This window comes from Protofrankia sp. CiP1_Cm_nod3 (assembly GCF_982290655.1).
The window spans coordinates 1-551 of sequence record NZ_CEVIVD010000278.1; positions in this window are offsets into that span (position 1 = coordinate 1).

Here is a 551-nt window from a genome sequence, read left to right on the forward strand (position 1 = left end):
CCAGGTGACCAAGACTCAACGCGAATCAATCCCGATAGAGCGTGAGACGTTCCACGGTGAGTGGAAATACAAGATCCTTCCAGCAAGGAAAGAGACTATTTAATTACGGCTTCTTAGCAGGTCAGGATAGATCCAAAATCTTGATCAGTCTTTCTCCGTACCACCACAGGTTAGCTGGATCCGATCCGTTCGGCAGCACCATGGCAGCACCGGAGACGTCAATCATTGTCGAAAACGTAACGGGAAGTAGCGGACAAGAGCTGACACGCGAGGAAGTCGGAAGTTCCCCGCGTTTATAACACGCCGTGCAAGGCGGCAAATCACTATCCACATGCCCTACCCGGCCAGCCACGCTGGCAACACCAGAGGCCCCTATAGATCTTCATCGCAATCTCCACGACCTGTTCGCACAGATCATCACGGGAGGTAGACCTAACGCCCAGCATCCGAACCGATTGATCTTCACCGCGAACCCTGAGATCACCGTCCGCCCGGTCGCCACACGGGCCCCGACCTCGGACGATGCCCAGTGACCACGCCGACCGGAACAT